Annotated in this window: 20 protein-coding genes and 1 pseudogene; 8 read left to right on the top strand and 13 right to left on the bottom strand. The window is 69.0% G+C overall.

The window, feature by feature from the left end; all coding sequences use genetic code 11:
* Nucleotides 1-583, top strand: a 583-nt coding sequence (locus tag Q8R27_RS06805; protein WP_305698302.1) for a carboxylesterase family protein, incomplete at its 5' end; no start/stop codon positions are given.
* On the opposite strand, the gene Q8R27_RS06800 is transcribed toward Q8R27_RS06805, so the two are convergent.
* Together Q8R27_RS06800 and Q8R27_RS06795 are read right to left on the bottom strand one after the other, a co-directional pair.
* Nucleotides 580-1,350, bottom strand: a complete 771-nt coding sequence (locus tag Q8R27_RS06800) for a molybdopterin-dependent oxidoreductase (protein WP_305698301.1) — start codon at nucleotides 1,348-1,350, stop codon at nucleotides 580-582. The genes Q8R27_RS06805 and Q8R27_RS06800 overlap by 4 nt on opposite strands.
* On the bottom strand, nucleotides 1,347-2,171 hold the full coding sequence (locus Q8R27_RS06795; protein ID WP_305698300.1) for a cytochrome b/b6 domain-containing protein: 825 nt from the start codon (nucleotides 2,169-2,171) through the stop codon (nucleotides 1,347-1,349). Before Q8R27_RS06795 ends, Q8R27_RS06800 begins: the two co-directional genes overlap by 4 nt.
* Before the next feature lie 129 nt (nucleotides 2,172-2,300).
* Here Q8R27_RS06795 and Q8R27_RS06790 point away from each other — a divergent pair, with 129 nt between their 5' ends.
* Nucleotides 2,301-3,218 (top strand): thioesterase family protein, encoded by a 918-nt coding sequence (locus tag Q8R27_RS06790; protein WP_305698299.1) that lies wholly within the window; start codon nucleotides 2,301-2,303, stop codon nucleotides 3,216-3,218.
* Here the strand turns inward: Q8R27_RS06790 and Q8R27_RS06785 are convergent.
* Nucleotides 3,215-4,096, bottom strand: a complete 882-nt coding sequence (locus Q8R27_RS06785; RefSeq protein ID WP_305698298.1) for an alpha/beta fold hydrolase — start codon at nucleotides 4,094-4,096, stop codon at nucleotides 3,215-3,217. The two genes, Q8R27_RS06790 and Q8R27_RS06785, sit on opposite strands and share 4 nt — an antisense overlap.
* Nucleotides 4,097-4,152: 56 nt before the next feature.
* On the opposite strand from Q8R27_RS06785, the gene Q8R27_RS06780 reads away from it, so the two are divergent.
* Nucleotides 4,153-4,587 carry a DUF488 family protein gene (locus Q8R27_RS06780; protein WP_305698297.1) on the top strand — a complete coding sequence of 145 codons (435 nt, stop codon included), beginning with the start codon at nucleotides 4,153-4,155 and terminating at the stop codon, nucleotides 4,585-4,587.
* 4 nt (nucleotides 4,588-4,591) lie between these two features.
* Here the strand turns inward: Q8R27_RS06780 and Q8R27_RS06775 are convergent, their stop codons facing one another.
* The 3 genes from Q8R27_RS06775 to Q8R27_RS06765 form a co-directional block, all read right to left on the bottom strand.
* Nucleotides 4,592-5,803 (bottom strand): pentapeptide repeat-containing protein, encoded by a 1,212-nt coding sequence (locus Q8R27_RS06775; protein WP_305698296.1) that lies wholly within the window; start codon nucleotides 5,801-5,803, stop codon nucleotides 4,592-4,594.
* 107 nt (nucleotides 5,804-5,910) lie between these two features.
* A complete protein-coding gene (locus tag Q8R27_RS06770) occupies nucleotides 5,911-6,615 on the bottom strand; it encodes a CHAP domain-containing protein (RefSeq protein WP_305698295.1) in 705 nt (234 codons plus the stop codon).
* A 66-nt stretch (nucleotides 6,616-6,681) separates the two neighbouring features.
* Complete coding sequence (locus Q8R27_RS06765) at nucleotides 6,682-7,779, bottom strand: acyltransferase (protein WP_305698294.1); 1,098 nt, start codon at nucleotides 7,777-7,779, stop codon at nucleotides 6,682-6,684.
* 211 nt (nucleotides 7,780-7,990) lie between these two features.
* Here Q8R27_RS06765 and Q8R27_RS06760 point away from each other — a divergent pair, with 211 nt between their 5' ends.
* Together Q8R27_RS06760 and Q8R27_RS06755 are read left to right on the top strand one after the other, a co-directional pair.
* Nucleotides 7,991-8,809 (top strand): TerC family protein, encoded by an 819-nt coding sequence (locus Q8R27_RS06760; RefSeq protein ID WP_305698293.1) that lies wholly within the window; start codon nucleotides 7,991-7,993, stop codon nucleotides 8,807-8,809.
* A gap of 109 nt (nucleotides 8,810-8,918) precedes the next feature.
* On the top strand, nucleotides 8,919-10,559 hold the full coding sequence (locus Q8R27_RS06755; RefSeq protein WP_305698292.1) for an MDR family MFS transporter: 1,641 nt from the start codon (nucleotides 8,919-8,921) through the stop codon (nucleotides 10,557-10,559).
* Here the strand turns inward: Q8R27_RS06755 and Q8R27_RS06750 are convergent.
* Nucleotides 10,556-12,721, bottom strand: coding sequence for a primosomal protein N' (locus Q8R27_RS06750; RefSeq protein WP_305698291.1), 2,166 nt, complete (start codon nucleotides 12,719-12,721; stop codon nucleotides 10,556-10,558). The genes Q8R27_RS06755 and Q8R27_RS06750 overlap by 4 nt on opposite strands.
* 84 nt (nucleotides 12,722-12,805) lie before the next feature.
* Between Q8R27_RS06750 and fsa the strand changes: the two genes are divergently transcribed.
* Genes fsa through Q8R27_RS06735 form a run of 3 tightly spaced genes read left to right on the top strand, consistent with a single transcriptional unit; the run spans nucleotide 12,806 to nucleotide 15,094 of the window.
* A complete protein-coding gene (gene fsa / locus Q8R27_RS06745) occupies nucleotides 12,806-13,459 on the top strand; it encodes a fructose-6-phosphate aldolase (RefSeq protein ID WP_305698290.1) in 654 nt (217 codons plus the stop codon).
* A gap of 13 nt (nucleotides 13,460-13,472) precedes the next feature.
* Nucleotides 13,473-14,159 (top strand): DUF484 family protein, encoded by a 687-nt coding sequence (locus tag Q8R27_RS06740; RefSeq protein ID WP_305698289.1) that lies wholly within the window; start codon nucleotides 13,473-13,475, stop codon nucleotides 14,157-14,159.
* Nucleotides 14,141-15,094, top strand: coding sequence for a tyrosine recombinase XerC (locus Q8R27_RS06735; protein WP_371134660.1), 954 nt, complete (start codon nucleotides 14,141-14,143; stop codon nucleotides 15,092-15,094). Before Q8R27_RS06740 ends, Q8R27_RS06735 begins: the two co-directional genes overlap by 19 nt.
* A 5-nt stretch (nucleotides 15,095-15,099) precedes the next feature.
* On the opposite strand, the gene Q8R27_RS06730 is transcribed toward Q8R27_RS06735, so the two are convergent.
* The 6 genes and pseudogenes from Q8R27_RS06730 to sucA form a co-directional block, all read right to left on the bottom strand.
* Entirely contained in the window at nucleotides 15,100-15,573 is a 474-nt protein-coding gene (locus Q8R27_RS06730) for a GNAT family N-acetyltransferase (protein ID WP_305698288.1), read from the bottom strand.
* A gap of 161 nt (nucleotides 15,574-15,734) precedes the next feature.
* Complete coding sequence (gene lpdA / locus Q8R27_RS06725; RefSeq protein ID WP_305698287.1) at nucleotides 15,735-17,132, bottom strand: dihydrolipoyl dehydrogenase; 1,398 nt, start codon at nucleotides 17,130-17,132, stop codon at nucleotides 15,735-15,737.
* Between the two features lie 85 nt (nucleotides 17,133-17,217).
* A complete protein-coding gene (locus Q8R27_RS06720) occupies nucleotides 17,218-17,676 on the bottom strand; it encodes a PIN domain-containing protein (protein ID WP_305698286.1) in 459 nt (152 codons plus the stop codon).
* The gene (locus Q8R27_RS06715) at nucleotides 17,673-17,924 is read right to left on the bottom strand and encodes an antitoxin (RefSeq protein ID WP_305698285.1); all 252 of its coding nucleotides are present in this window, start codon (nucleotides 17,922-17,924) and stop codon (nucleotides 17,673-17,675) included. The genes Q8R27_RS06720 and Q8R27_RS06715 overlap by 4 nt, the downstream gene beginning before the upstream one ends.
* A 101-nt stretch (nucleotides 17,925-18,025) precedes the next feature.
* Nucleotides 18,026-19,252 carry a 2-oxoglutarate dehydrogenase complex dihydrolipoyllysine-residue succinyltransferase gene (odhB, locus tag Q8R27_RS06710; RefSeq protein ID WP_305698284.1) on the bottom strand — a complete coding sequence of 409 codons (1,227 nt, stop codon included), beginning with the start codon at nucleotides 19,250-19,252 and terminating at the stop codon, nucleotides 18,026-18,028.
* Between the two features lie 34 nt (nucleotides 19,253-19,286).
* Nucleotides 19,287-19,853, bottom strand: a pseudogene (gene sucA / locus Q8R27_RS06705) (2-oxoglutarate dehydrogenase E1 component); the annotation flags it as partial.

Genomic DNA, 19,853 nt, shown 5'->3' with positions numbered 1-19,853 from the left:
CCCGTCGATGGACAGCCTCAGCAACGAGGGCCTGCGCGCCTCGATCGCCGCGGTCGTGCCGCCCGGCGAGGCCGACCGGGTGTTCGGGATCTACAAACGCCTCTACCCCGGCCACCCGAACGCCGAGATCGCCTATTGCGTCGCCACCGACCGCGGCTTCTTCCTCGACTCGACGCTGCTCGCCGAGCGAAAGGCGGCGGCTGGCGCAGCGCCCGCCTGGCACTACCTGTTCGCCCGCGAGACGCCGGTGCAGGGCGGCCGCTACTACGCACCGCACGCGTCGGAGATCCCCTTCGTCTTCGACACCCTGAACATCGCCGCGGCGAGCGTAGGCCCGGTCACGTCGGCGGCCCAGGCGCTGGCGGTGCAGATGAGCACGGTGTGGGCGAACTTCGCCAGGTCCGGCGTCCCGTCCGCCCCCGGCCTGCCCGCCTGGCCGGCCTATGAGCCCGGCCGACGCGCGACCATGGTGTTCGACGCCCCCGGCGGCGGCGCGGTCCGCGACGACCCGCGATCGGAGGAGCGCAAGCTGATGGCCGGCTTCGGCACGCGCCAGCTCAAGCCCCCAACGCCAGCCGCCTAGATGCCGGCGTACCACTCGTAGCCGCGGTCTTCCCAGAAGCCGCCGTTTCCGCCGCTGATGTGGGCGAGATCGGCCACCGCCTCGATGCGCATCAGGTACTTGGCCTGCTTGTAGCCAAGCTGTCGCTCAACCCGCAGCCGGGCCGGCGCCCCGTGCTTCACCGGCAGGGCCGCGTCGTTCATCGCATAGGCCAGGATGGTCTGCGGATGGTAGGCGTCGATGAGGTCGAGGCTCTCGTAGTAGCGCCCGTTCGCGCCCGCCGCCGGGTCCAGCGTGTCGTAGCAATGGAAGACGATGTAGCGCGCCTGCTCGCTCAGCCCCGCGCGGTCCAGCAGCGGGCCTAGCCTGGCGCCCGTCCACTTGCCGATGCTCGACCAGCCCTCGACGCAGTCGTGGCGGGTGATCTGGCTGCGCGACGGCTGGGCCCGCAGCTCGGCCATGCTGAGCGACAGCGGCGTGCTCACCAGCCCGTCGACCACGAGGCGCCAGTCCCGGAAGTCGTTGGCCAGCAGGGCGCGATAGTCCGCGTCGCCCGGGCTGATCGAACCGTTGGCGCGGAAGTCGGCGGAGATCGCCTCCGCCGGGTATTCGCGCGCCAAGGCCATCCGGTCGGTGGTCGCGCGCTGGACCTTGAAGGTCAGCCGCTCGGCGCGGGCCAGGGTGGCGCGCACCGCCGGCGTCTCGTTCAGCCTGTCGCAGGCGGCGAGCCACAGTCCGGCCAGGCTCGCGCCGGCGCCCTTCAGCCAACGGCGGCGGTCAGCGCTCACTGGTCGGCTCCCTTGATCTCGATCGCATAACGGCCGGTGATCATCGAGCGGATGTTGTTCCAGGGCCCCGAGGCCACGACCATCAGCAGGTGGACGATGACGAAGGCGACGATCACCGCCGCCGAGATGAAATGCAGGCTGCGCGCGGATTGACGCCCGCCAAACAGGTCCAGGAGCCAGGGGGCTGCGGCGTTGAACCCCGGCGACATGGTCAGGCCCGTGGCCACCATCAGCGGCAGGAACACCAGCGCCATCGAAAGGTACGCGCCCTTCTGCAGCGCGTTGTAGCGCCTGGCCTCCTCGCCCTTGGGGAAGCGGAGCTGGGCGTGGTCGATGATCTCGCGCAGCAGGTGGCGTGGCGCGAGTTCGGCGCGCTTCAGCCACAGGTCGCGGCGCAGGTGGCCGCCGAGCAGGGCGGTGATCAGATAGATCGCGCCGTTGATCACGAACATCCAGGCGAAGAAGAAGTGCCACCGCCGCCCGTCGGCGAGCGAGCGGTAGCTGGGCAAGGTCGCCCAGGCGGGAAACCCGCGCGGCGTGTCGGAATAGCCCAGCACGCCGGTGGTCTCGAACCGTCGGCCGGCCACCGTGGTGACGCCGGCGAAGTCGTCGCCGCGCGGCTCGGCGGTCATAGCCAGCCAGGGCGAGGCGAAGGTCGAGGCCTGACCCCAGTACAGCGCCGGATGGGCGTTGAAGATCTGCAGGCCGCTGAGCAGCAGCATGCTGAGCGCCAGGGCGTTGATCCAGTGGGTGATGCGGGTGGTCAGGCCGTGACGCGCAACCAGGACCTTGCGTGGCTTGACGACGGTGGATCCGGACATCTCGCGCGCCTCCCGACGGTGCAGCTTGGCATACTTCGACTACGAGCGGGAGCGCGCGGCGGATGCGCCCGCGATTGCCGCGCCAGGGCGACGCCGCCTAAGCTCGCCCGCAATCAAGAGGAGCGGTCAGTGGACGAGCAAGGCGTGGAGGTCTGGAGCGGCCGGGCGAACACCTGGGAATGCGACCAGATGGGCCACATGAACGTCCGCTTCCATGTGGCGAAGTCGATCGAGGGCCTGGCCTCGATGACCGCCGAGCTCGGCCTGCCGCGCGCCTTCGCGGCGACGGCCGAGGCCACGTTGATGGTGCGCGAGCAGCATATCCGCTTCCTGCGAGAGGCGCTTCCCGGTGCGGGCCTGGTGATGACCGGCCAGGTCACCGACATCGGCGAGAGCGACGCCCGCATCCTGCTGGTCCTGCGCCACATGTCGGGGGAGCCGGCCTCGACCTTCCACACCACCGTGGAACACGTCACCGCGCGCGAGCAGCGCCCGTTCCCCTGGCCGAAGCGGGTGCTGGAACGCGCCGAGGCGCTGACGGGCGCGGTTCCGGTCTTCGCCGCGCCGCGCGGCCTGGACACCGCGCCAGTGACGACCCAGGCGAGCCTGGAACGGGCGCGCGAGCTCGGCATGATCCGCACCTCGATGGGCGTGGTCAGCGCCGCCGACTGCGACGCCTTTGGCCGGATGCGGCCGGAGATGCTGATCGCGCGGATCGCCGATGGCCTATCGCGGCTGAACCTGCACGCGCCGGCCGGGGAAGCCGCGGATCCGAAGATGGGCGGTGCGGCGCTGGAATACCGGCTGCTGCACCACGCCTGGCCCAAGGCCGGCGACCGGGTCGCGACCTTCGGCGGCCTGGTGGAGGCCAATCAACGAACGCGACGGCTGGTGCACTGGACGGTGGACCCCGACACCGGACGCGCGGTGGGCTCGGCCGAGGCCGTCGCCGCGAGCCTGGACCTGGAGGCGCGCAAGATGGTCACGCTGTCGCCCGAGGCGCTGGCCGACGCGCAGTCGCGGGTGATCGCCGGCCTGACGCTCTAGCGGCGGGCCGCAGCGTCGCGCAGGGCGTCCTGCATCACGTCCGGCCGCTGCATGGGCAGGAAGTGCGTGGTGTTCGGCACGGTGATCATGGCGACGCCGGGGATGGCCCACTCCGCGATGTCGGCCTCGTCGAATTTGGCGCTGGAATGCTGGCCGGCGCGATAGATGGTCACCGGGACGCGCGCCTGCGTCAGCAGCGGCCGGGGATCGTAGAGCGGCACGGCGAAGTTGGACGCCTCCCAGGCCGGCGCGCAGGACAGCCGCCAGCCGCCCTCCCCGTTGGGGCGCAGTCCGTCCTCGAGATAGTCGGCCAGCATCTCGTCGTTCCAGCCCTTGAACGGCCCGCGGCCACGATAGGCGTCCATCGCCGCGGCGTGATCAGAAAAGGCGTCGCGGCGGCGAAGCGCGCCGTCAGCCATGGGGTTGGGCCCGTCCCGTGGGGCGACGCCCAGCACAGGATCGAACAGCACCACTTCGCGTGCACGGCCCGGGACCAGCGGCGCGGTCAGCAGGCTGGCCACCGAGCCGATGGAATGGCCGGCGATCACCGCGTCGCGGACGTCAAGGGCCGCCAGGAAGGCCGCCAGGTCGCCCCTCAGGTCGTTCCAGTCGCTGCGGCCCTCCATCGGCGTGGGGAGATCGGTGCGACCGTGGCCGCGCTGGTCGACGGCGAGGATCCGCAGGTCCCTAGCGAGCGGCAGGAGGATGCTGCGATAGGCGCGCGCGTTGAAGCCGTTGGCGTGGCTGAACACCACGTCGACAGGCCGGTCCGGCGGACCGTAATCGTAGTAGGCCATCGAACCGCCGCGCGCGGGCAGGTCCTGGCGCATAGCGCGCGGCGCGTCGGTCTGGATGTCGGAGCGGCGTTCGCCGTCCATATGCAATCTCCCGCAACGGCGCCCATATAGCCGCAACCCGCGACGGAGGAACCCCCATGAACAGGCTGGCGACCATCGGTTACGAAAGCGCCACCCAGGACGCGGTGATCTCGCGGCTGAAGGCCGCAGGCGTCGAAGTGGTGATCGACGTAAGGGCGATCGCCGCGTCGCGGCGCGCCGGCTTCTCCAAGACCCTGCTGGCCGCCAGCCTGGCGGACGCGGGGGTGGACTATGTGCACCTCCGCGCCCTGGGTACGCCGAAGCCCGGGCGCGACGCGGCGCGCAAGGGCCGGATCGCCGAGATGCGGGCGATCTTCGAGGATCACCTGGCGGAGCCGGCGGCGCAGCTCGAGCTGGCGCGGGCCACCGAGATCGCCGGGACGCGAGCCACGGCGCTGCTCTGCTACGAGGCCGACGCCGGCGGTTGTCATCGCGCGGTCGTGGCCGAACGGATCCGCGAAGCGCTGGGCTGCGAGATCGTCGACCTCTGAACGGTCAGGCCTCGAGCTCGGCCCCGTCCAGCTTGCAGCCCTTGAGGTTGGAGCCGGAGAGGTCGGCGCCCAGCAGTCGCGCCTGCACAGCGTGGGCGCCGCGCAGGTCGGCGTAGCGCAGGTCGGCGCGATTGAGGTCGGTGCGCAGCACGCGACCCCCGCCGATCGACAACGGGCCCAGGCGCGCGCCGCGCAGGTCGGCCCGCACCAGGGAGGCGCCGGACATCCTCGCCCCGCGCAGGTCGGCGCCGCGCAGATTGGCGGTCCTGAAGTCGCAATCGGAAAGGTCGGCGCCCTGGAGCTGGACACCTTCCAGGTCGAGACCGAAGAACACTGCGCCACGCGCCGCGAGGCCCGAAAGCCGACGACCCTTGATCGAGCGGAGCGAGCGGAAATCGACATCCTCGAGCGACTGGACCGCGCCGTCGCGGCCCTCGCTGTCGCAATAGACCTCATGGCGGTCGATCAGGGCCGCCAGGGGTTCGTCGTCGATGAACATCATCGCGGGCGGCGCACGGAGCAGACCCGCAAGGTCCGCGCCTTCGAGGCCCGCGGCGGAAAGGTCGGCGCCTGTGGCGATCACCCGCCGCATCGAGGCTCCAGTGAAGTCGGCGCCCGCGACATCGGCGCCGCTGATGTCGGCGCCGTCAAGCCGCGCGCCTGCAAGCTTGCTCCAGGTCAGTAGGGCGCCGGTCAGATTGGCGTCGCGCAGGTCGACGGCGATCATGGCCTTGTCGCCCAGGAGGACGCCGTTGAGCTCCGTGCCGGCCACCACCGCGTGATCCAGTTCGCCGCGGCGCCGATCGTGGGTGAGGATGCGGAAGTCGTCGCGCAGGCTCTGCACCGCGATCTGGCCTTCGCGAAGGTCGCACTCGGTAAGGTCGGCGCCCGACAGGTTCGCCCCGCGAAGGCAGGCGCCGCGCAGGTCGGCGCGAACCAGGTCGGACATGCGCAGGTCGGCATTGCGCAGGTCGGCGCCAAACAGCACCGCGCCGGCCAGCCTGGCCCCCTTGAGCAGCGCGCTGGAGAGATCGACGCCCGTCAGATCGGCGTCTGCGAGATCCAAGCCTTCAAAATTGAGGTTGGCCAGGTCGGCGTAGGGCAAGGACAATCGGCGACCGCCCGCGCGGCCGGCCCGGAAGTGCTGATGCGCCTCAAGCGCGGCGCGCAGGGCGTTGGGGTCGATGGTGGGGCGAGTAGAGAGGTCTGAGGGCATGGTCCGGGCACGCTGAACGAGCGTGACCATCGTCCAGTCGGCTTTAAGGAACCGTTCGCCGACGCCCTTAACCGAGGCTTGCCAACGACCCCGGGCAAGCGGCGCGCTTAGTTGTTGTCCTGGTTCTTCGAACCCTGGGTCGCGGCTTGGATCAGGGCGGCGATGCGGTCGCTGGAATCGGCGGCCTGGGACAGCATCTGCATCGGGCCGGCGCCAGGGCGTGCGGCGGTGACCATCTGGCTGGCCGCGGATTGCGCCATTGAGGCGGCGGACTGGGCCATCGAGATTGCTGTGTTCTGCGCCGCCGACAAGCCGGAGGCCGCATAGGTGCGCGAGGTGGTGTCTTGATAGATGAAGCCGAAAGTCGGGTAGGTGCTGCCGCCGAGATCGCGTACCGGATCGTACCAGACCTTGACCGCGCTCCAGTCGCCCTGGGGCGAGACGTCGACGACGGTGACGTCCTTTTCGATCTGCCCGCGGGTGCCGTCGATGCGCGACCAGTTGGCGTGGCTGATCTGGATGACCCTCTCGGTGAGCACCTGATTGACCACCGCGACGTGGCCCAGCTTCATCTTGCCGGTGGGCTTGAAGCACAGCACCGCGCCGGTCTTGGGCTGGAAGCCGGTCTCGTACTTACCGGCCGCCTGGCGCCACCACGTCCAGGCGTCGCCGAAAATCTGAATGCCCGACAGCAGCCGCGCGAAGGGTACGCACTGCCAGTAGGTGTCGGCGAACGCGCTCGACGCAGGCGCCAAGCTCAACGCGGCCGCGACGGCCAGGGAACCGAGAACGGTCCTCTTCCGTTTAACCATGTTCGAAGCACTCCCCGACGCTAACGGCGATAGGGATAACATCCCGCACGACTATGAAAAGAGGCTTTAAGCCCCTGCGACTGAAGGTCGCCGCGTGGCCCACGCCTCAGCCATGAGTTTCATGCGCGCCCGAGCAGGCTTCTCTACCAGGTGATAGGAAGCTGCCGCGAGTGGAATCACGCTTAAAATGAAAACTAACCACAGCCACAAGGGGAGGCGCTCGTCGTTAAGCTGCAGCATGCGTGCAATTGAATTGACGAATACGATTTTCCACGGGATGCAGATCATATAAACTGAGTAACTGATCTCACCAAGATAGACGAACGGCGCTTGCCCCAAGAGGTTGGATCCGGCCTGGGCGAGGCGTGCGAACGACAGGATCACAAATCCGAGAGCGCACACGATTAAGGCGTCTGGCGCCCCTAGAGACGCCGCTGATAGCGCTGCGACCAACGAAATCGCCGCACCAACCAGGGCCAGGGATCGGTCGCCGGCGGGTCGAGCCTTCCAGAAATTGTGCAAGGCGCACCCCAGCGCGAAGCACGGGACAATGCGCAACGCGCCCCAATTTATCGTCGCCTTGGTTAGCGGAAATCCCGCCACGGCCTGGAATCCGACGTAGAGGGCCGCGAGGAAAACCATCGCGCCGATCAAGGTCGCGGCCGGGCGATGCTTGAGCTTCAGCACTGTCCAGGCGAACGCCGGGAAGGTGAGATAGGCGAACCACTCCGCCGAGATTGACCACGACGGATGGTTCCATCCGGCCACCGGCGCCAGGCCCCAGGCGTGCACCAGCAGCAGATTGGCGGGCAGCGCCTCCCACGACAGGATGTTCTGGTCGATGGACATGCCGGCGGCGGAGGCGAACGCGGCCAATGCGCCCAGGCCGACCAGGGTCGCCAGGTGCAGCGGGTAGACGCGCGCCAGCCGCGCCCACAGGAAGCCGCCATAGCGGAATCGCCCCTCCTCCACCGACGTTCGGTAGACGTGGCAGAGGATGAAGCCCGAGAGCACGAAGAACAGCTCGACGCCCAGATAGCCCTTGCCGACCAGCATCGGCTCGCCCGCCGCGACGAGGTTGGGCCAGTAGTGGAATAGCACCACCCAGGCGGCCGCGAAGAACCGCAGGGCGGTGAGCGGACGGATATGCTCGGCGTCTTGCATCAGGACGTCCTCATACGGTGCTGGGCCTGCGCTCTCGACAGACGGCGGGCGGTCACGCACCGGGAGAATGATCAAAGTCAGACGCAATCTGCGGCGCCGGCCCTCAACACCGGGTTAGCAGCCCCTATATGGGCCAGACGGCCCCTATGGGCGCATGCTCAAGGTGCGCTAGAAGGCCGATCCAACCAACCGGAGCCTGGAGCCCGACCTCATGGAAAACCTCGCAACGCTGGCCGCCGCACCCGAAGCGTGGGCCGCGCTGATCACCCTGATCGTGATGGAGGTGGTGCTGGGGATCGACAATCTGGTGTTCATCTCGATCCTGTCGAACAAGCTGCCGGAGGCGCAGCGCAACAAAGCCAGGCGGATCGGCATCAGCCTGGCGCTGATCATGCGCCTGGGTCTGCTGTCGACGCTGGCCTTCATCGTCGGCCTGACCGCGCCGGTGTTCAGCCTGCCGTTCACCGCGCCGCTGGATGCAGCCGGGCATGCAATCTTCGACCTGCAGTTCTCGTGGCGTGATCTGATCCTGATCGCCGGCGGCCTGTTCCTGGTGTGGAAGGCGACCACCGAGATCCACCACACGGTGGACCCCGCCCCCAGCGACGACCTGCTCGACAAGAAGGGCCGCGCGGCCGTGGGCTTCGGATCGGCGATCGTGCAGATCCTGCTGCTGGACCTGGTGTTCTCGATCGACTCGATCCTGACCGCGGTCGGCATGACCGACCACCTGGCGATCATGATCATCGCGGTGATCGTGGCGGTGGGGATCATGATGCTGGCCGCCAATCCGCTGGCCAATTTCATCCACGACAACCCCACGGTGGTGATGCTGGCGCTGGGCTTCCTGCTGATGATCGGCGCGGTGCTGATCGCCGACGGGTTCGGCGTGCACGTGCCCAAGGGCTACATCTACGCAGCGATGGCGTTCTCGGCGCTGGTCGAGGGCCTCAACATGGCGGCGCGGAAATCCTCCCAGAAAAAGCGCGCCGCCCTGGCGCAGCATGCCAAGCACGACATGGACCGATAGGCGGCTTACGCTAGGTTCACCGAACACCGGCAGCCAAAGGCGAGAACATGGCCAAGGGGATGTAGCGCTAAGGGGCGCCGGCTGATTTGAGCCGGCGCGAGGGGGACCGTTGAGCGAACGCCACGCCTACACCGCCACCGAGCGGCGATTGACGCTGATATCGGTGATGATCGTGTTCCTGCTGAGCGCGGTCAGCCAGACGATCGTGGCGACCGCCATGCCACGGATCATCGCCGAACTGCATGGGCTGAACCTCTACGCGTGGGCGACCACGGCCTACCTTCTGTCGTCCACCGTGATGGTGCCGATCTGGGGGAAGCTGGGCGATCTCTATGGGCGCAAGATCATCCTGCTGATCGGCATGGCGATCTTCATGACCGGATCGTGCCTGTCCGGGCTGGCCGGCGAGCTCGGGACCCTGCCGCTGTTGGGCGGCGGCATGACCCAGCTGATCATCTTCCGCGCCATCCAGGGCCTGGGCGGCGGGGCGCTGTTCACCACGGCCTTCGCCATCCTCGCCGACCTGTTCCCACCGCGCGAACGGGCCAAATTCCAAGGGCTGTTCGGCTCGATGTTCGGGATCGCCAGCGTCGTCGGCCCGGTGATCGGCGGCTTCTTCACCGACCATGGCACCGTCACCCTGTTCGGCCATGTGGTGCAGGGCTGGCGGTGGGTGTTCTACGTCAACGTGCCGCTGGCGCTCATCGCGCTGTTCATGGTGCTGACCCAGATGCCGACCACCCCGCACCGCGGGACCGGCAAGGTGGACGTGCTTGGCGCCGGCCTGATCATGGTGATCTTCGTCCCGCTGTTGCTGGTGATGACCTGGGGTGGCCGCGACCACGCCTGGACCTCGCCGCTGATCCTTTCGCTCGTGACACTGTCGATTCTTGGCGCAGTGGCGTTCGTGTTCGTCGAGCGCGCTGTATGGGACCCGATCCTGCCGCTGGAGCTGTTCAAGAACCGCACGTTCGTCACCGCCAACACCGCGGCGCTGGTCTATTCGATGGCGTTCATGGGGGTGGCGACGTTCCTGCCGCTCTACATGCAGCTGGGCCAGGGCGTGGGGGCGACCAAGAGCGGGCTGGTCATGCTGGCGCTGATGGGTGGGATGATCGCATCGTCGACGATCAACGGGCAGTTCGTCACCCGCACCGGACACTTCAAGCCGTTCATGATCGGCGGCGGCGCGGTGTTCCTGCTGGGGCTCTGCCTGCTGGCGACCATCGGGCCGGACACCTCGACGTTCGACCTCGCCTGGCGTCTTGCGATAACCGGCATCGGCCTGGGCCCTGGGCAGAGCCTGTTCGGCCTGGCGGTACAGAACGCCGCGCCGCCGCACCAGATCGGGGTGACCACCAGCTCCAGCCAGTTCGTGCGCCAGATCGGCGGGGCGATGGGGGTGGCGCTGTTTGGCGCGATCGTCACCTCGTCGCTGGCCGGCGAGCTGTCCAAGCAGTCGCCCGCGGGCGCGGCGCGTCACCTCGACATCGGCGACCTGCAAGGCATGGCGCTGGCGCAACATCCGCGCAACGGCGTCACGCCGCCGCCGATGACGGTGGAGGCGGCGAAGGACGCGCGCATCCTGAAGGTCAGCTTCTCGACCGCAGTGGTGCACGGGATCATCGTCAGCGTGGCGCTGATGGTGGCGGGCTTCGCCTGCATGCTTCTCATCCCCGCAGTCCCCCTGCGCGAGCGCGATCACGCCGACGCTGAAACGAACGAGGAGAAGACGGCGGAAGCCGCCTAAAGGAAGCTGTAGGGGTCGATGTCGATGGTCACCCGCAGGGCGCCGGTCGGCCGCACGCGGGCGCGCCAGGCGGCCATATAGGCCGAGAGGTCGACGGCGCGGTCGGCGCGGACCAGGAAGCGTTTGCGCCGGCGACCGCGGATCAGGCCCAGCGGCGCATCCGCAGGACCGAATACCTCCACGCCTGCGGTGTTCGGCGCGGCTTGCGCCATGTCGCGGGCGAAAGCCTCCAGCGCGCCCGGATCGGGGCCGGAGACAATCACCGCGGCCAGGCGGCCGAACGGCGGCAGGCCGGCGGCCTCGCGCTCTCCCATTTCGGCCGCCAGGAAGGCGTCGCGGTCCTGGGCCTTCAGCGCCTGCATCACCGCGTGCTCGGGCGCCCAGGTCTGCAGCAGGGCGCGGCCGGGGCGATCGTGGCGGCCGGCGCGGCCTGTCGCCTGGGCCAGGAGCTGATAGGTGCGCTCCGCCGCGCGCAGGTCGCCGCCCCGCAGGCCGAGGTCGGCGTCCACCACGCCCACCAGGGTGAGCATCGGAAAGTTGTGGCCCTTGGCGGCGGCCTGGGTGGCGACCAGGATGTCGATCTCGCCAGCGGCCATGGACTCCACCAGCCGGCGCGCCTCGCGGGCGTCGAAGGCGGTGTCAGACGAGAAGACCGCCACGCGGGCGTCTGGGAACAAGGCCTGCGCCTCCTCGTGCACCCGCTCCACGCCAGGGCCGATGGAGACCAGGCTGTCCTTTGCGCCGCAGTGCGGACAACGCTCGGGCTTGGGCATGGAGAAGCCAGTAAGATGGCAGACCAGTCGCCCGGAATAGCGATGCTCGACCAGCCAGCTATCGGTGTCGGGGGCGCACAGCCGCTCGCCGCAGGACTTGCACAGGACGAGCGGGGCGTAGCCGCGGCGGTTGAGGAACAGCAGGGTCTGTTCCCCGAGGGCGTAGGTGTCTCGCATCGCCGCGACCAACGGCGGCGACAGCCAGCGGCCATGCTCGGGCGGGGCTTCGCGCAGGTCGATCAGGTCGATCTCGGGCAACCGCGCGCCGCCGTGCCGCGCGGCCAGCCGGAGCCAGCGGTAGCGGCCGGTCTCAGCGTTGCGAAGGGTCTCCAGCGAAGGGGTCGCCGAGGCGAGGATCACCGAGGCGCCCTCGATCTTGGCGCGCACCACGGCCAGGTCGCGGGCCTGGTAGATGAAGCCCTCCTCCTGCTTGAAGGAGCCGTCGTGCTCTTCGTCGACGACGATGAGCTTCAGGTTGCGGAACGGCAGGAACAGGGCCGAGCGGGCGCCGACGACGACGCGGCAGGCGCCTGAGGCCACGGCCTCCCAGACCCGGCGGCGCAAGGGCGGTGCGACGCCGGAGTGCCACTCGGCCGGAGCAGCGCCGAACCGCGCCTCGAAGCGGGCGAGCACCGCCTGGGTGAGCGCGATCTCCGGCAGCAGCACGAGCACCTGGGCGTGCGGGTCGGCGGCTAGCGCATGGGCGGCGGCCTCCAGGTAGACCTCGGTCTTGCCGGAGCCGGTGACGCCGTCGAGCAGGGCCGCCTGGAAGCCACCCTCGTCCAGCATGGCGTTGAGAGCGGCGGCCGCCGCCGCCTGGCTGGGGTTGAGCGCCGCGGACGGCAGGGAGACGTCCGGCTCCGGGAACGGCGCATCGTCGTCAAGCAGGCGTATGGCCAGAACGCCCTCGTCGATCAGCGCCTTGACCACGCCTGAGGACACCCCGGCGCGCCGCGCAAGGTCGGCGGGGCTGGCCGCGTCGCCGTCGCCCAGGGCTTCAAGCACCTTGGCGCGCGCCGGGGTAAGGCGCGCTGGGACGGACCCCGTGGCCTGGACCACGCGGCGCGGGGCGGCCTTTGCGGCGCGGGCGCCGCGCAGGGCGATCGCAAGCGGCTGGCCGGGCGCATCGACGCTGTAGCGCGCCGCCCACAGCACGAACTCCAGCGTGGCGGGCGGGAGGGCTGGATCGTCAAGCCGGGACTCGATGGATTTCAGAGCGCGGTTCACGCCGGTCGCGTCGCGCAGGGAGACGACCACGCCGCGCAACAGTCGCGGGCCCAGAGGCGCGGCGACCTGGTCGCCGACCTTGAGGTCCATTCCGTCGGGTTCGGCGTAGTCGAACGCCTCCGGCAACGGCATCGGCAGCAGCACCTGGGCGATCCGGCTCATCGGTAGACCGCTCGCACGGGGTGGCCCGGCGAGCCTTCGGGCGCTAAACACCTCGACGCCCAAGCCATCCAGAGGTCGCCCGCCATGCAACTGTTTCTCGACACCACGGACACGGCGATCCTCAAGGACCTGGCCGCCACGGGCCTGGTCGACGGGGTGACCACCAACCCGACGCTGATCGCCAAGTCGGGCCGCCCGATGCTGGAGGTCATCGCCGAGATTTGCAGCCTCGTCGAGGGGCCGGTGAGCGCCGAGGTCGCGGCGATGGATGTCGCCGGCATGCTGGCCGAGGGCCGCAAGCTCGCCGCCGTCGCGCACAATGTGGTGGTCAAGGCGCCGCTGACCCGCGAGGGGCTGATCGCCACGGCCGAATTCGCCCGTGAAGGCATCCAGGTCAACGTCACCCTCTGCTTCACCGCCGCCCAGGCGCTGCTGGCCGCCAAGGCCGGCGCGGCCTACATCAGCCCGTTCATCGGCCGGCTCGACGACTACGGCGCCGACGGCATGGGGCTGATCAGCGAGATCCGCGCGATCTACGATAACTACGACTTCGACACCGAGATCCTGGCGGCTTCCATCCGCAACCCGGCGCATGTGACCGCCGCGGCGCTGGCCGGAGCCGACTGTGCGACCATTCCGCCCAACGTGTTCCAGGACCTCTTCAAGCACCCGTTAACCGAAAAGGGTCTTGAACAATTCATGAGCGACTGGGCGAAGACCGGCCAGTCCATCGTGTGACGGCGGGGGCTGCATGGACGGATTTCGGGCGACGGCGACAAACGAGGCGCTCGCGCCCGAACAGGTCCGCGGCTTCCTGACTGAGAACCCCGGTTTCCTGCGTGACGACGACGGCCTGCTGGCCGAACTCGGCCTGCGGCTGGACGCCGCCAATGTGGTCGACTTCGGCCCCGCGGCGCTGGCCCGGGTGCACGCCGCCCACCGCGAGGAATCCACCGCCCGGCGCTATCTGGAAGCCACGGCGCGGGCCAATTTTTCCGCCCAAGCCCAGACCCACGGCGCGGTCATCGACCTCTTGGAAGCCCGCAACCACGCCGACCTCGCGCGGCGCGTCGACGAGTTGGCGCAACTGCGCTTCGGCCTGGCCGCCGGCGTCGTGGCTCTGGAGGGGCCGGGACGCACGCCCGCCGGCTGGCGCATGCTGGTCGAGGGCCAGGTGGACATGATCCTGGGCGGCGGACAGAAGCTGGCCTCGATGGGGTTTGCACCCACGGCGCTGGGCCTGTTCGGTGAGCGGGCGCCGCAGGTGCGCTCGATGGCCATGGTGCGCATGGCGATCTGGGAGCCGGCGCGCCAGGGCCTGCTGGCCTTCGGATCAGCCGACGAGCACGCGTTCACCGAGGACATGGGCGCCGAGCTGGTGGCGTTCCTGGCCCGTGTGGTGGAGCGCACCGCAGAGCGCTGGCCGGTGCTCAACTGAACGCGCCCGCACAGACGAGACAGTCCGCGCGCGCCGCACAGATCGCGTGGCTGGACTATCTGGCGCAGGAGCGCCGGGCTTCGCCACGCACCCTGGAGGCCTACGGGTTCGCCGCGGCCCGCTACCTTAACTTCCTCGAACGGCACCTCGGCGAAACGCCGGTGCTCGACACGCTCTCGCAGGTGACCGCCGCCGACCTGCGCGCCTTCCTGGCCTGGTTGCGGCAGGGCGATCGGCCGTTGTCGCCGCGCTCGATGGCCCAGGCCCTGTCGGCGGTGCGCGCCTTCCATCGCTTCCTGGATCGCCGGATGGCCACGCCGAACGCCGCCATCAGCCTGGTGCGCGGCCCGAAGGTGCGGCCCGGCGCGCCACGTCCGGTGAGCGAGGATCAGGCGCTGGGGATGCTGGCCGAGCCCCACCTCGACCCGGATCGCGAGGACTGGGAGGCGGCGCGCGACGAAGCCGTGCTCACCCTGCTTTACGGCTGCGGTCTGCGGATCTCGGAAGGGCTGTCGCTGAAGCGCGGCGACGCGCCGCTGGGCGAGACGCTGAGAATCACCGGCAAGGGCGGCAAGACGCGGCTCGCGCCCGTCCTCCCGGCGGTGCGCGCGGGCGTCGACGCCTATCTGGCGCTGGTTCCTTACACGAGCGGTCCGGACGAGCCGCTGTTCGTCGCCAAGCGCGGCGGCCCCCTGACGCCTCGGCACGTCCAGGCCATGGTGCAGAAGCTGCGTGGACGTCTGGGCCTGCCCGACAGCGCCACGCCGCACGCGCTGCGCCACTCCTTCGCCACCCATCTGCTGGGCGCCGGCGCAGACCTGCGCTCGATCCAGGAACTGCTGGGCCACGCCTCGCTGTCGACCACGCAGCGCTACACCGAGGTGGACGCCGCCGCCCTGCTCGGCGCCTACGCCAAGGCCCATCCGCACGCCTGAAAGCGTCAGTCGGCGCTTCGAGCCATCCGCAGCCACGCGGGTTTGCCCGGTCCGGCGTCGCCCCGTTCCACGACCAGGAAACCTTCCCGGACGTAGAACGCCTGGGCCCTGAGGTTCTCGGCCTGGACCTTGAGGGAGAACGGGCCGGTGGCGGACGCCATCACCTGGTCCAGGAGCGCCTTGCCGACGCCCTGGCCGCGGGCTTCGACGTAGAGGGAATGCAGGAACTCCGCCGGGCGGTAGTAGCTGGCGACCCCGAGGATGCGGTCGCCGTGCGCCGCCAGCCAGACCTCCTCGTCGCGGGCGTGGTCGAGGAAGTCCTGGGCGCGATGCACATGGGGCGGGAGCCAGGTGAAGGTCTCCCGCAGCACCCGCTCGTAGAGCGCGGCGCAAGCAGGAAGCTCAGCGGCGCTGGCGCGGCGAACGGCGAAGGTGGCGATGGCGCTGGCTTGGTCGCTCGATGGCGAAATGACGCTCATGCGCGCCGTCTCCGGTTGATCGCCGAGAGCCTCGCACGTTTCCTTCCACTCCGCTCACCCCGGCGAAAAGCCGGGGCCCAAGCTGAGGTCGGGATTTGCGCGCGGACAGCCCACTTGGGTCCCGACTTTCGTCGGGATGAGCGGGGTTGGGAATGGCTTGCCTAGGCCTGCATGGTCCAGCCTTCGACGCCCATGGCGGCCTGGCGCAGGGCTTCGGAGCGGGTGGGATGGGGATGACAGGTACGGGCGACGTCCTCGCTGGCGGCCTTGAACTCCATGGCCACGCAGTATTCGCCGATCATCTCGCCGACCTGGGGGCCGATCATGTGGACGCCCAGGACCTCGTCGGTGGTCGCGTCGGCCAGCACCTTCACGAAACCCTCGGTCTCGTGGTTGATCTTGGCGCGGGAGTTGGCGCTGAACGGGAACTTGCCGGACTTGTAGGCGACCCCTTGCTCCTTCAGCTCCTCCTCGGTGCGCCCGACCCAGGCGACTTCCGGCGAGGTGTAGACCACCGAAGGAATGATCCCGTAGCTCACGTGGCCCGCCTTACCGGCGATGGTCTCGATGCAGGCGACGGCCTCTTCCTCGGCCTTGTGGGCCAGCATCGGGCCGTGGGTGACGTCGCCGATCGCCCAGACGCCAGGCGCCGAGGTGCGCCAGTGGTCGGTGTCGATGAAGCCGCGCTTGTCCGGCGTGATCCCAACGCTGTCGAGGCCGAGATTGTCGGTGAACGGGCGCCGACCGATGGCCAGCAGGACGTAGTCGGCCTTCAGAGTCTCCGCCGCGCCGCCGGCCACCGGTTCGACGGTGAGCGAAACGCCCTTCTTGTCGGCCGTTGCGCCGGTGACCTTGGAGCCCAGCTTGAAGATCATGCCCTGCTTGGTCAGCGAGCGCTGGAACGCCTTGGCGGTCTCGGCGTCCATGCCGGGCGTGATGCGGTCGAGGAACTCCACCACCGTCACCTCGGCGCCGAGACGCCGCCACACCGAGCCCAGCTCCAGGCCGATGATGCCGGCGCCGATGACGATCAGGCTCTTCGGCACTTCGGAGAGCGATAGGGCGCCGGTGGAATCGACGATGCGCTTCTGGTCGACGGTGACGCCCGGCAGGCCGGCAGGTTCCGATCCCGTGGCGATCACCACATTGGCGGCCTCCAGGGTCTGGACGGCGCCGTCGGCGGCCGTGACCTCGACCTTGCCGGGGCCGGCCAGCTTGCCCGCGCCCTTCACCCAGTCGACCTTGTTCTTCTTGAACAGGAACTCGATGCCCTTGGTGAGCGCGCCGACGGATTCGGCCTTCTGCTTCATCATCTGAGGCAGGTTGAGCTTGGGTGAGACGTCGATGCCGAGGGTGGCGAACTCGGTCTTGGCCGCGTCGTACATCTCGGACGCGTGCAGCAGGGCCTTCGACGGCATGCAGCCGACGTTGAGGCAGGTGCCGCCGAGCGTCTGACTCAGCTCGACCACCGCGACCCTCAGGCCCAACTGGCCGGCGCGAATGGCGGCGTTGTAGCCGGCGGGGCCGCCGCCGATGATGACGACGTCGTACTGGGCCATGGGGTTCTCGCTCGGTGGTCCGGGAAGGTGCGGCTGGGATACAGAACCTTCGCCTCAGAGGCGAGCGTTAGCGTGGGCGCCGCGGTCATTTCGTCGGGAATCGCCCCTGTAGCGCCCGGCGATCGAGCGGCCCGGCGGGGTCTGCCCAGGACAGGATGTCGAGCTGCGGGATCCGGATGAACTCGCGCACATTGCCCGTGACCAGCGTCCAGCCCTGGCTGACAGCCTGACCGGCGATCAACACGTCCATTGCGCCTACAGCGGAGCCCGCAGTCTTCAGGTCGGCGCGGATTCGAGCCGCCTCCATGGCGTCGTCCGACGCCCATGGATGAATCTCCATGCGCGTGGCGAGTTGCTCGACGAGCCGCATGTGGTCGGCCGGACGAGCGCTGGCCATCGCCCCAAACATCAGTTCATGGACGACGATGGTGGACAAATGGAGCGTCGCACCGGCCATCTCGGCGTCCTGCAGCCATTCCCCGTAATGCGGCCTGCGCCCGCGGATCACCTCGATCGCAACGTCTGTGTCGAGCGCAAGCTTCACTCGTCGAAACTAACGTCGCGCGTCGTCAGTTGCGGCGGCCGGTCTGGAAACGGTTCGCCAGCCGCCTCGCGCAGCCGATCCATCTCGGCCCAGAAGCTAGGCCAGTCCGTGGACACGGGCTCTAATATGACCTTGTTCCCATCCCTGCGGATGCGAACCTCGGCGCCGTCAAACCGGAATTCCTTGGGCAGGCGCACAGCCTGGCTGCCGCCGTGGGTGAACAGCTTCGCCGTCTTATGGGCGCTCATCACTCGGCTCCGTATCTACATTACATAGATACAACAGGAAGGCGCAGGATTCAACTTGCGTCGACGACAGCCCCAGACGCGTGCGGTGTTATGCGGCGGGACTACAGGTCCAGCAACAGACGCTGGGGATCCTCGATGGCGTCCTTGACGCGGACCAGGAAGGTGACGGCGCCCTGGCCATCGACCACGCGGTGATCATAGGACAGCGCCAGGTACATCATCGGGCGGATGACGATCTGGCCGCCGACCACCACCGGGCGGTCCTGAATCTTGTGCATGCCGAGAATGCCCGACTGCGGCGCGTTGAGGATCGGCGTCGACATCAGCGAGCCGTAGACGCCGCCATTCGAGATCGTGAAGGTGCCGCCTTGCAGATCGTCGAGGCCGAGCGAGCCATCGCGGGCTTTGAGGCCAAGCGCGCCGATCGCCTTCTCGACGCCGGCGAGGCTCAGGGCGTCGGCGTCGCGCACCACGGGGACCACCAGGCCGCGTTCAGTGCCGACGGCGACGCCGATGTCGTAGTGATCCTTGAAGATGATGTCCTGGCCGTCGATCTCTGCGTTGACGTCTGGCACCGCCTTCAGCGCGGCGACCACCGCCTTCACGAAGAAGCCCATGAAGCCCAGCTTGACACCGTGGCGCTTCTCGAAGGCGTCCTTGTACTGACTGCGGGCGGCCATCACGGCGCTCATGTCCACCTCGTTGAAGGTGGTCAGCATGGCGGCGGCGTTCTGGGCTTCCTTGAGCCGGCGCGCGATGGTCTGGCGCAGGCGGGTCATCCGCACACGCTGCTCGCGCTCGTGCACCTCACGCGGCGCGCCGGGAGCGACTGGCGCTACGGGCGCCTTGGCGCGGGCGTCGAGGGCGGCCAGCGCATCGCCCTTGGTGATGCGTCCGTCCTTGCCGGTGCCGGGAATGGCGGCCGGATCGAGCTTGTTCTCGGCGGCGATCCTCTGGGCCGAAGGCGCGAGCGCAGGCGCTGCGACCGGAGCCGCAGCCTTGGCCGGCTCTGGGGCCGGCGCAGGCGCTGGGGTTGGCGCAGGCGCGGCGGCCTTCGCCGGGGCAGCGGCTTTTGCCGGAGCCGGCGCGGCGGCGCCTTCCTGGACGCGGCCGAGCACCGAGCCCGGACCGACCGTCTCGCCTTCGGAGGCCGAGATCTCGCTAAGCACGCCGTCGGCGGGCGCGGCGACCTCCAGGCTGACCTTGTCAGTCTCCAGCTCCACCAGGATCTCATCCTTGCGCACCGGATCGCCCGCCTTCTTGGCCCAGCGCGCGACCGTCGCCTCGGTGACGGACTCGCCCAGGGTGGGCGTCATGATGTCGGCCATGGGATAAGCTTCCTTAGTCTCTACGGGCGGGCGTTCAGGCGAAGGCTTCGGTGAGGAACGCTTCGAGTTCGCGAAGGTGGCGGCTCATCTGGCCGGCGGCGGTGGAGGCCGAGGCCGGGCGACCGACGTAGCGGGCGCGCTTCGCCTTGATCTTCATGCGGGCCAGGGTCAGCTCCAGCCACGGGTCGACGAAGGTCCAGCCGCCCATGTTTTTCGGCTCTTCCTGGCACCACACCAGTTCAGCGTTGGGGAAGCGGGCGAGTTCCTGCGACAGCGACTTCAGCGGCCAGGGATAGAACTGCTCCAGGCGCAGCAGGTAGACGTCGTCGCGTCCAGTCTTGGCGCGCTGCTCGACGAGGTCGAAGTAGACCTTGCCGGAGCAGAGGATCACGCGGCTGATCTCGGCCGGCGTCTTCAGCACGATCCCACCGACGTCGCAACCGGCCTCGGCGCCGTCCACCATCACCCGGTGGAAGGTCGAGCCCTCGGCCAGGTCCGAGAGGTTGGAGACCACCTTCTTGTGGCGCAGCAGGCTCTTGGGCGTCATCAGCACCAGCGGCTTGCGGAACTCGCGCAGCAGCTGACGGCGCAGGATGTGGAA

The sequence above is a fragment of the Phenylobacterium sp. genome (genome assembly GCF_030697305.1).
Lineage (GTDB): Bacteria > Pseudomonadota > Alphaproteobacteria > Caulobacterales > Caulobacteraceae > Phenylobacterium.
The sequence above is the reverse complement of the archived record's forward strand: the minus strand, read 5'-3'. Positions and strand labels throughout refer to the sequence as shown.